At 74.7% G+C, this 10,023-nt stretch carries 8 protein-coding genes; 6 read left to right on the top strand and 2 right to left on the bottom strand.

The features are described 5' to 3' along the window. Nucleotides 1–6 precede the first annotated feature (6 nt). From CA12_RS07790 to CA12_RS07765, 6 genes are all read left to right on the top strand, one after another. A complete protein-coding gene (locus CA12_RS07790; RefSeq protein WP_145358352.1) occupies nucleotides 7–1,158 on the top strand; it encodes a glycosyltransferase family 4 protein in 1,152 nt (383 codons plus the stop codon). Between the two features lie 122 nt (nucleotides 1,159–1,280). Then, nucleotides 1,281–3,017 carry a polysaccharide biosynthesis C-terminal domain-containing protein gene (locus CA12_RS07785; RefSeq protein ID WP_145358350.1) on the top strand — a complete coding sequence of 579 codons (1,737 nt, stop codon included), beginning with the start codon at nucleotides 1,281–1,283 and terminating at the stop codon, nucleotides 3,015–3,017. Between the two features lie 86 nt (nucleotides 3,018–3,103). Next, entirely contained in the window at nucleotides 3,104–4,204 is a 1,101-nt protein-coding gene (locus CA12_RS07780; RefSeq protein WP_165700621.1) for a polysaccharide pyruvyl transferase family protein, read from the top strand. Between the two features lie 32 nt (nucleotides 4,205–4,236). Continuing rightward, nucleotides 4,237–5,631 (top strand): glycosyltransferase family 4 protein, encoded by a 1,395-nt coding sequence (locus tag CA12_RS07775; RefSeq protein WP_145358346.1) that lies wholly within the window; start codon nucleotides 4,237–4,239, stop codon nucleotides 5,629–5,631. Beyond that, nucleotides 5,628–6,839 carry a glycosyltransferase family 4 protein gene (locus CA12_RS07770; RefSeq protein WP_145358344.1) on the top strand — a complete coding sequence of 404 codons (1,212 nt, stop codon included), beginning with the start codon at nucleotides 5,628–5,630 and terminating at the stop codon, nucleotides 6,837–6,839. Before CA12_RS07775 ends, CA12_RS07770 begins: the two co-directional genes overlap by 4 nt. Further along, nucleotides 6,836–8,098 (top strand): glycosyltransferase family 4 protein, encoded by a 1,263-nt coding sequence (locus CA12_RS07765; protein ID WP_145358343.1) that lies wholly within the window; start codon nucleotides 6,836–6,838, stop codon nucleotides 8,096–8,098. Before CA12_RS07770 ends, CA12_RS07765 begins: the two co-directional genes overlap by 4 nt. On the opposite strand, the gene CA12_RS07760 is transcribed toward CA12_RS07765, so the two are convergent. Both CA12_RS07760 and CA12_RS07755 read right to left on the bottom strand, forming a co-directional pair. Continuing rightward, nucleotides 7,999–8,757 carry an FkbM family methyltransferase gene (locus tag CA12_RS07760; RefSeq protein ID WP_145358341.1) on the bottom strand — a complete coding sequence of 253 codons (759 nt, stop codon included), beginning with the start codon at nucleotides 8,755–8,757 and terminating at the stop codon, nucleotides 7,999–8,001. The genes CA12_RS07765 and CA12_RS07760 overlap by 100 nt on opposite strands. Next, nucleotides 8,754–10,019: a glycosyltransferase family 4 protein gene (locus CA12_RS07755; protein ID WP_207622174.1), complete on the bottom strand. Its 1,266-nt coding sequence runs from the start codon at nucleotides 10,017–10,019 to the stop codon at nucleotides 8,754–8,756. Before CA12_RS07755 ends, CA12_RS07760 begins: the two co-directional genes overlap by 4 nt. Nucleotides 10,020–10,023: the final 4 nt, after the last annotated feature.

The raw sequence follows: 10,023 nt of genomic DNA, 5'->3' as shown, positions 1-10,023 counted from the left end.
CGCCCGATGTCGTCGCCCCGGATCGACCTGTTCTTCCCCCTCCTGCCGCCGGCGCCGGACGGCATCGGCGACTACACCGCCCAACTGGCCGCGGCCCTATCGGCCGTGGACGAGGCAGCGGGGGACGGGGGAACAATCGGCGTCCTCACGGGGTCGAACCCGGCCGATCCGATCCCGGGCGTGGAGATCGTGCCCTGCGAAAACCTGCTGCGGGGCGGGCTGGCGGCGGCGGTGGGGCGGCGGCGGCCGGACTGGCTGGTCGTGCAGTACAACCCGTTCAGCTACGGCCGCCGGGGATTCGCCCCGCGGTTGCCGCTCGCCCTGCGGGCCTGTCGCCGGGCCAGCCCGGGGACGCGGGTGGCCGTGATGGTGCACGAACTGTTCGTCCCCTTCGCCGACGCCAAGACCGCGGCGATGTCACTGTGGCAGCGTCCCCAGTTCGCGGCGGTGACGGCGTTGGCGGACGTGACGTTCTTCTCGATCGAGGCCTGGACCGCACGATTCCGCCGCCGCCATCCCCGCCGGCGGGCGGTCCACCTGCCGGTCGGCTCGAACCTGCCGCAGGTCGCGGGCGGGGCCGCCGATCAGGCAGTGCTGCGGGAGGCGCTGCGGGCGGGGTGGAACCTGGGGCCGAACGTCCCCGTGCTGGGGCTGTTCGGGTCGGCGCACGCTTCCCGGTTGCTCCCGCTGGTGGACGCGGCGGCGGCGGCGGCGCGGGAGCGGTCGCCCGAGGCCGCGCTGCTGTACGTCGGCCCGCACGGCGCCGCGGTGCGGGCGGCGCTGGGCGGGCGGGTGATCGACGCCGGCCGGCTGCCCGCCGCGGAGGCGGCCCGGCAGTTTGCAGCGATGGACCTGGCGCTGGCCCCGTTCGTGGACGGGGTCTCGACGCGGCGGGGCTCGATGATTGCCGGCTTGCAGCAGGGCGTGGCGACGGTCGGCACGCGGGCCTTCCTGACCGACGGCCTGCTCCGCGACGCCGACGGCACGGCGCTGCGGCTGACGCCCCCGGAACCGGCCCCGTTCGCGGCGGCGGTCGGCGAACTGCTGGACGACCCCGCCCGGCGGGCCGTCATCGCCGCCGGCGGCCGGGCGCTTTACGATGCGCAGTTCGCCTGGCCGGCGATCGCCGACCGTTTGAGGGCGGCGCTCCGCGCCTGACCTGCCGCCGGCTCCCGGTCGCCGGCTTCCCGCTGCCGGGTCGCGACGAACATTCGAACCGTCGCCCCCCGCGTTTCGTCTCCCCCCGGTCGCCGGTCGTCGGCCCCGTTTCGCCCCGCCGCATGTCACGAACCCGCCGGTCCCTGTACGGGTTCGTCGCCTCGGCGGGGTTCTCGGCGGTCACGCTGATCGGGGGGTTGGCGGTTTCGCCGCTGCTGGTCGGTTGGCTGGGGGCGGAGGCGTTCGGGGCCTGGCGGGCCTGGCTGGAGCTGATGGCCTGGCTGACCCTGCTGGACTTCGGCCTGCGGGGTTCGCTGGCGCCGCTGCTCTCGCGGGCGCTGGCGGGCGGCGGGGGGACGCTGCCGGCGGTCCTCTCCGTGGCCGGCCGCAGTTCGCGGCGGGCGGGGGCGCTCAAGGCGCTCGCCTGCATCGCCGCGGTTCCGGTCATCGGGTGGCTGATCCCGGTCGGCCCGGGCCTGATGGGCGATCTGCGGACCGCGTGCGTCGTCTCCGCGGTCGGGCTGGCGGTCAGTTCGCTGGACTACGTGCGGACGCTGATCGAATGCCGGCAACAGCCGTACGTCGTGATCGGCCTGTCCCTGCTGCAGTACGTCGCCACGACCGCGATCGCCCTGCTGGCCGCGTGGGCCGGGGCCGGCATCACCGGGCAGGCGGTCGGCGCCCTCGTCGGCACGGTCTGCTTTCACGTCGGACTCGTGGCGATCGAGCTGCGCCGCAACACCCCGCTGTTCGTCCGTGCGGCCCCTTCCCGTCCCGACCCGGCCGCCCAACCCGCGACGCCCGACCCGAACGAGGACCCGAACGAGGACCGGAACGAGGACCGGAACGAGGACCGGAACGAGGACCGGAACGAGGACCGGAACGAGGACCGGAACGAGGACCGGAACGAGGACCGGAACGAGGGTCCGAACGAGGGTCCGAACGAGGACCCGAACGAGGGTCCGGCGTCGGGCGCGGGGGAGACCCGGCGGCTGGGCAAGGAACTGAGGTCGTTGCAGACGCCGATCTTCATCCGCCAGCTTGGCGGGCAGATGTCGCTGTTCTCGGACTCGCTGATCGTGGCGGCGATGCTGGACCCCGCGGCGGTGGCTGGGTTCTTCTTTACCCGCCGGATCGCCGAGCTGATCCGGGGGCAGGTCGCCGCCCTGTCCTCCGCGACTTGGGCGGGGCTGGGGGACCTCTACCACTCCGGCGAGCGGGAGACGTACCGCACGCGGGTGCTGGAACTGACGAAACTGACCGCGGCGATGTCCGTCGTGGGGTTGGTGCCGACCCTGCTGTTGAACGAGAGCTTCGTCGTCCTGTGGGCGGGGCGGGAGTATTACTCCGGGTCGCTGGTCACCGCGGCGGCGGTCGCGGCGTCGTTCATCCTCCCGGTCACGGTGGTGTGGGACTGGTGCTTCCAGGTGACCGGCAGCGTGCGGTCGCTGGTGCCGATGAGCGTCGCCGCCGCCGTCCTCAACCTGGCCCTGAGCGTGGGATTGACGCCCTGGTACGGCGTCGCCGGACCGCTGCTGGGCACGGCGCTGAGCTACGCCGCGACGGGGCTGTGGTACGAACCGGTGCTGATGGGCCGGGAACTGGGGTTCTCCGTGCGGCGACTGTACGCCGCCGTCGCCGCCCCGCTGCCCGCCGGCGTCGCGGCGTGGCTGCTCGGCTGGTGGCTGCTCCCGCAGGTCCCGGCGTGGGCGACGACCACCTGGGCGGGGCTGATTGTGTGCGGCGGCCTGACGAGCCTATGCTGCGCCGCGGCGGTCGGCCTGACGGCGTTCAATCGCGCCGAGCGCCGCCGGTGGCGCGACCGGATCCTCCACGCCGTCCGCGGCCGGGTCGCCTGACGCCCCGCCCCCCGGGCCCGCGGTTCTCCCCGACGCCCGTCCTCGGCGCCCCTTCCCCGCGCCCGGCCCCCCTCCGTTTTCGATCCTTGATCTCGCCTCGACGAACAGGCCGAAGCGCCGGCCCAGGGGCGACGCAGCCGGGGGGGTTCCGCGTCCCGCGGCCGCCGCTGGGATATCTGGGGGGGAATCGGCTGAACCTGGGAGACGCCTGCCTGTATGAGGCGGCGGTCCGATTGCTGGGGCCGCTGGAGCCTTTTCGACCGGCCGGGCCGTTCCGGATCGCTTCGCGACTGCGGCTGCCCGGGGCGGGGCGGGTCCGCTGGCGGGGAGTGGTGCTGGGCGGGGGCACGCTGCTCAACGACTACTCCCTGGCTCGCTGCCGCACGGCGATGCGGCTGGGGCTGCCCCTGCACAGCCTGGGCACCGGGGCCGGCAGCGGGGGGCACAATATGCCCGGCGTCGTCGATCTGTCCGGCTGGCGCCCGATCCTGCCGCATTTCGCCAACCTCGGCGTCCGCGGGCCGCTGTCGCTGCGAATGGTGGAGGAACTCGGGGCCTCGCAGGCGGAGATCGTCGGCGACGCCGCCCTCGCCTTCGCCCACGAGCGCCCCGTCGTCCCCCGCCCGGCGGTCAAGCGGTTCGGCGTCAACCTCGTCCGGCCGTTCAAGTTCGCGGACTACGACGAAGAACGCCTGATCGAGGCGGGCCGGGCCTGCGAGGAATTGGTCCGACGGGGGTGGGAGCCGGTCGCGGTCCCGATGGTCGACGAAGACGTCGGCACGCTCGAACGCAGCTTGCCCGCGTCGGTGTTGCGGCGCCTGAACCGGGTGGAGACGCCCGCCTCGCCGGCGGAGGTTTTCCGCAGGGTTCAGGACTGCACGGTGATGATCTCCATGCGGCTGCACGGGGCGGTGCTCGCCAGTTGCGTGGGCACGCCGCCGGTGATCGTCAGCTACGGCGACAAGTGCCGGGACTTCGCGGAGTCGATGGATCTGGCCCCCTTCGTCACGCCGATTCACACGCTCCGAGCCGCGGACGTGCTGGACCGCGTGCTGGAGATCGACGCCGCCGGCGAGACGCTGCGGGCGACGATCGCGGGGCGGGCGTACGCTTACCGGCGCCGGCTGGAGGCGTACGCCGCGCGACTGCCCGGCCGTCGCGACCTGGCGGCGTCGGACGAACGCTGATTCGAACTGCCTTCCCCGCCCGCCCCCGCCCCGTGCTCGATTTTCTGTCCGTCAACTACGAACTGCCCCCCGGGCCGGCGGGGGCGATCCAGGCCGGGCGGGCGCTGACCGCCCTGCGGGACCGCGGGTGGCGGTTCGAAGCCCTCACCGCCACGCCCGACGTCGAACTGCCCGGCGTGCGGACGCACCACGTTCCCGACCCCGGCCCGTCGCGGCTGGCCCGGCGGGTGGAACGCTCCCCGCTGCGGGCGCTGGCCCCCTGGCTGATTCGGCCGGACCGCTCCGTCTCCTGGGTCGAACCGGCGCTGGCCCGGGCCCGTGCGCTGGTCGCGGAACGGCGGCCCCGGTTCCTCGTCGGCTACGTCATGCCCTACGCCGCGGGGCTGGTCGGCGTGCGGCTGGCGGAGGAAACCGGCCTGCCGCTGGTGATCGTGCTGGGCGACTCACCGACCTGCGGCGACATGCACCCGGTCTACCCCAGCCGCGGACACCTCCGCGAACTGCGGGAGTTGGAAGACCGCTTCGTCCGTCAGGCCGCCGCCGTGGCGTACGTCTCGCAGGTGAACGCCGACCGTGTGCGGGACCGCCAGCCGGAGGCCCTGCGGAACCGCGTGCACGTCGTCCGCCGGGCCGCCTCCCCGGCGTTCCGCCCCGCTTCCGATCCGCCCGTGGGGGAAAAGACCCCGGTGCCGGACCGCGTTGTGATTCGCTACCTCGGGGCGTTGGGCGGGTGGCATCACTGGTGGCAGCGCCGGCCCCGGCTGACGCGGCTCCGCCGGGCGGTCGAGGGGCTGGGAAGTTACCGGGCCGCGTCGCTGGACTACCGCACGCACTCCCCGGTGCATCTCGGGATGGCTGTGCGGGCGCTCACGGCCGAGCGGCCGGAGTGGGCCGGCCGCGTGACGGTGCAGACCTTTGGGGGAAACGCCGCCTCGCCGGAGATCATCCGGCAGGTTCTGCGAACCGCGGGCGTCGAGGATGCGGTCGAGGTGCATCCCGGCGTGCCGGCGGCGGAGGTCGGCGCCCTCGCCGCGGGGGCCGACCTGCTGTTCCTCTGCCTGCCGCAGCGACGGGACGGCGGCGCCGGCGGGATCATCTCCGCGAAGACCTACGAGTACCTCGCGACGGATCGCCCGATCCTCGCCGCCGTCCCGCGGGGCGAGAACTGGAACTACCTCGAAGGCCGCCCCGGCGTCTGGCTGACGGAGCCGGACGACGTCGCGGGGATGCAGGCCGCCGTGGAGGCGGTCTGCGAGGCGAAGCTGACCGCGGGCGCCCCGCTGCGGTTCGATCGCTCCGTCCTTTGGCCGGAACTGAGCCCCGAAGGCCGGGCTGGCGAACTGGCGGCGCTGTTCGAACAGGTCTGCCCCGGCGGTCCGATCGCCCGAGCCGCCGAGCGCCCCGCGGCCACCGCGAGCCCCGCATGAACACGGTGCTCGTTCACGGCGCCCCGGCCGGGCCGGGGGGGCTCGGGGCTCAGGTTCGCAGCGCCGCCGCGGGGCTAGCCGCCCTGGGCCCGGTCGTCGCCCTGGGTCCCGGCCGGGCGGGGAACGGCACCGCCGACGCGGCCGACGACGCCCTGTCCGCCGTCGAGTGGCTCCGCGAACCGGGGCTGCGGCCCCGGGGCACGGCAGCGGCCCTCGGGCGGCGGCTCTGCCCGGGCCGGGTGCAGGCGATCGGCGACGCCCGCCTCGGCCGCTGGGCGGCGGGGGAACTCGACCGCCTCCGCCCGGACCGCGTGTACGCCTTCACCCAGGTGGCGCTGGAGTCGCTCCGCTGGGCGGCGGCGGCGGGGTCGCCCTCCTGCCTGGACAACCCCAACGGCCACCTCCGCGGCTTCGCCGAGGCCTACGAAGGCGAGGCCCGCCGGCTGACCGGCCGCCGCTATCGCGGTCATCCCAGCCCGGCGGCGGTGCGGCGGGTGGAAGAGGAATACGCCCTCGCCGACCGCATCCGCGTCTCCTCCGACTGGGCGAAGCGGTCGATGACCGACCGCGGCGTGGACGGCGACAAGATCGTCGTCGTCCCCCAACCGCTGGACCTCGCCCGGTTCGCCCCCGCCGAGAAGCGGCCGGAGCCGACCGGACCGTTGAACGTGGCGTTCGTCGGCACGCTGGACCTGCGCAAGGGGTTCGTCCCGCTGCTGCGGACGGTGCGGCGGCTCGGGCCGGACCGCGTGCGGCTGCGGATCGTCGGGGCGACCGGCGACCGGACCTGCCGGCGGCTGTTCGAGCGGGAAGCGGCCGGGCTGCCCGTCGAGGCCGCCCCCGGCGACCCGCGGCCGGTGTTGCAGCGGTCGGAGCTGCTCGTGCTGCCGAGCCTGGAGGACGGGTTCGGCTTCGTCGTCGCCGAGGCGATGGCCTGCGGGTTGCCGGTCGTCGTCACCGACGCCTGCGGGGCCGCCGCGTTGGTCACGCCCGGCGAAACCGGCTGGGTCGTCCCCGCCGGCGACCCCGCAACGCTCAGCGACGCCCTGGCCGACGCCCTGCGGGAGGCCCTTGCTGTCCGGGATCGGCTGCCGGCAATGGGTCGGCGGGCGCGGGCGGACCTCACGGCGGCGCTCGCCCGGCCGGGGGTCAACGACCTGTCCGCCTGCTTCCCCACGGCCCCCGCTCCGGCCGGGGGGGAAAGATGAGCGATTCGCTGCGAATCCTGATCGACACGGAGCACGCCGCGATCGTCGGCGGGGCGGAGACTTATCTACGGGCCGTGCTGCCGCAGCTCGTCGCGGCGGGGCATGAGTTGGCCGTCGTCACCGCCCGACCCGCGGACGGCCCCAGTTCAATCGTCGCCCAGATCCCCGGCCTGCGGTGCTGGACGCGGGAGGGAAACTCTCCGGACACGCTATTGGCGGAGATCGCCGACTGGCGGCCGGACGTGGTCTATTCGCACGGCGCGGGCGATCCGGCCTGGGAGGCGGCCCTCGCCGGGCGGTTCCCGACCGTGCTGTACGCCCACAACTACCACGGCGCCTGCGTGAGCGGCACGAAACGCTTCGCCCGGCCCCGCGTGCAAACCTGTTGCCGCACGCTGGGGCCGGGCTGTCTGGCCCTGTACCTGCCCCGCGGGTGCGGCGGGCGGAGCCCGGCGACGATGCTGCGTTCCTACGCCGTGCAGCGCCGGCGACAGGCGAACCTGACGCGGTTCCGGGCGGTGCTGGTCGCCAGCGCCGCGATGCAGGAGGAATACGCGCGCCACGGCGTGCCGGCGGACCGGTTGCGCCTCGTGCCGCTGTTCCCCCCGGACGCCGTGCCGGACCCCGCCCCGCCGGCGCCGCGGGACCGTAGCGACCGCGTGCTGTTCGTCGGCCGCGTCACGGAACTGAAGGGGCTGAGCCACTTGATCCCGGCGCTGGCTACAGCGTCCGCGGAATTGGGCCGGCGGCTCTCGCTGACCGTCGCCGGCGACGGCCCGGCACTGGCGGAGGCGGAGGACCTCGCCCGGCAAACCGGCGTGCCGGCGGAGTTCCCCGGCTGGGTCGACGCGGACCGCCGACAGGCGGCGATGCGCTCCGCCGATCTGCTGGCGGTGCCCAGCCTGTGGCCGGAACCGTTCGGGCTGGTGGGCGTCGAAGCCGGCTGCGTCGGCCTGCCGGCGGTCGGCTACGCGACCGGCGGCATTCCGGACTGGCTGATCCCCGGCGTCAGCGGCGAGTCCGCCCCCGGCGATCGCCCCAACCCGGCGGCCCTCGCCGCGGCGCTGGTCCGGGCGCTGGCCGACGACGCTCATTTCAATCGTCTCCGCGTCGGCGCCTGGGAGACCGCCCGCCGCTTCGGCGCCGACGCCCACGTCCGTCAGCTCGTCGCCGTGCTGCGGGACGCCGCGGCGCCCTCCACCCGCCCAAACAATGCGTTGAAGTTGGAGTGGAACGGCTTCGGCGGGAGGTGCAGATAGTCCGTGTAGAGCACGAGCAGGCGATAGCCCAGCGGGGCGAGCAGCGCTTCCAGTTCGACCAGACTCGTCCCGACGGACCGCACCTCCTCCGCCCGCACGCCCTTGGTTTCGATCAGCAGAAAGCGGATGCGGCCCGCCGCCAGCACCCCGCGGGCGCCCTCCAGCGCGGCCAGTTCGTGGCCCTCCACGTCGAGCTTCAGCAGGTCGACCCGGGCCACCCCCTCGCGGTCCAGCCAGGCGTCGAGCCGCTCCCGCTGGATCACCTCCTCGCCCGTCGACGCCCCGAATTTCGGGTTGATGCCTTCCAACGAATTAATCGTGTCGTTGTCGCTCAGGGCGATCGTCGCCGGGCCGTCGGCGTCGGACAGGGCGAGGCAGTGCGGCCGGATGCGGGGCTGGTCGGCGACGGCGGCGCTGAGCCGGCGGTGGGTCGCCGCGACGGGTTCGAACGCATGCACCGTCGCCCGGGGGAACGCGCGGGCGAAGGCCCGGGCGTGCTCCCCGACGTTCGCCCCCACGTCCAGCACCGTGTCGACCGCCGCCGCGTCGAGGCCCAGCTTTTCCAGATCGGTCTCCAGCGAGAAGGCCCACGGCAGGACGGCCCGGGCCCGGGCTTCATAGCCCCACCAGTTCAGCAGGCGTAGGACGAGTTTTTTCATAACGACGCATTCGAAGTGAAGCCGGCGGCCGCCGGCGGGTGACGACGGAGGAGGGCGACGAACTCCGCCGCCATCGCCTCCCAATCGCGGGAGCGGAGTTCCTCCGCGAAGACGAGCGTCCGCTCCGCGAGCTCCGCCCGGTTCGCCCGCCACGCCCGCAACCGCGCCGCGAGGGTCGCGGCGTCCGGCGGGTCCGGCAGGAGCAGGTCGCGGAGGTCCGCGGGATACCGTTCCGCGACGCCGGCCGTCTCCGTGACCAACGCCGGCACGCCGCGGCAGAGGGCCTCGTGCACGCCTTGCCCGTAGGGTTCGTAGAACGTCGGGGCGACCAGCAGATCCGCCGCCGCCAACAGCTCCGGCACGCGGTCGGTCTGCCCGAGGAACCGGATCGAATCGGCCAGTCCGTCCCGCTCCGCCGCCGCCCGCAGGCTCGGCAGTTCCGACCCCGACCCGGCGACCAGCAGCCGGGCGCTCCGCGGCCACGCGTCGGAGCGCATCAGGTCCCGCCAGGCGTCATAGAGTACGTCAAACCCCTTGCGGCGGTCCGCCCCTAGCCCGCCGACGAACGCCACGACGGGCCGCTCGCCAGCGTCCCCGTCGTTCGATATGCCGAATGCGAGCCGGGCGGCGGAGCATTCCGCCGGATCGGGGGGCCGAAACGCGGCGGGGTCCACGCCGTAATAAATCCGGTGCACGCGGTCGGCCGGCACGCCGAGCCGCTCCGTAATCTCACCGGCGAGGCGGTCGGAGTCGGCGACGATCAGCCCCGCGGCCCGCAGCGCCCGCCGCTCCGCCCGGCGGTCGCGGGCCGCCACGAGCCGCGGTCGCAGCCCGCCCCGGCCGGTCGCGGGCCGCGGCGGCGGGGCGGCGGCGTGCAGATAATGCACCCAGTTCACGTCGCTCGCGGCGGCGGCGGGCGGGCCGACCAGCGGGGCGCAGTTCGCCCCGTTCGCGATCGTCCGCCCCCCGGCCCGGGCGACCTCCCGGGCGATCCGCCGCCCAGCCCGCGCCAATAGCGGCCGCCCCAGCAGCGCCCGCCCGCCCGGCCGCGGCACCCGGGTCCAACGCACCCGCGGGTGCTCCGCCAGCGGCGCCGCGACGTGATGGGCGACCAGTTCGACCGTCGCCCCCTCGCGTTCGGCGAGGTGCCAGGCGAGTTCGTAATTCGGCCGGTCCATCCCCCCGTGCAGGCGGAAGTCCCCCGCGACCAGGGCGTAGCGTTCAATGCGACTGCGGGAGCGGTCGGGCGGCGGGGCGGGCATCGGC

It is taken from the genome of Alienimonas californiensis (assembly GCF_007743815.1).
GTDB lineage: Bacteria > Planctomycetota > Planctomycetia > Planctomycetales > Planctomycetaceae > Alienimonas > Alienimonas californiensis.
This window is presented reverse-complemented; position numbering and strand designations above follow the sequence as displayed.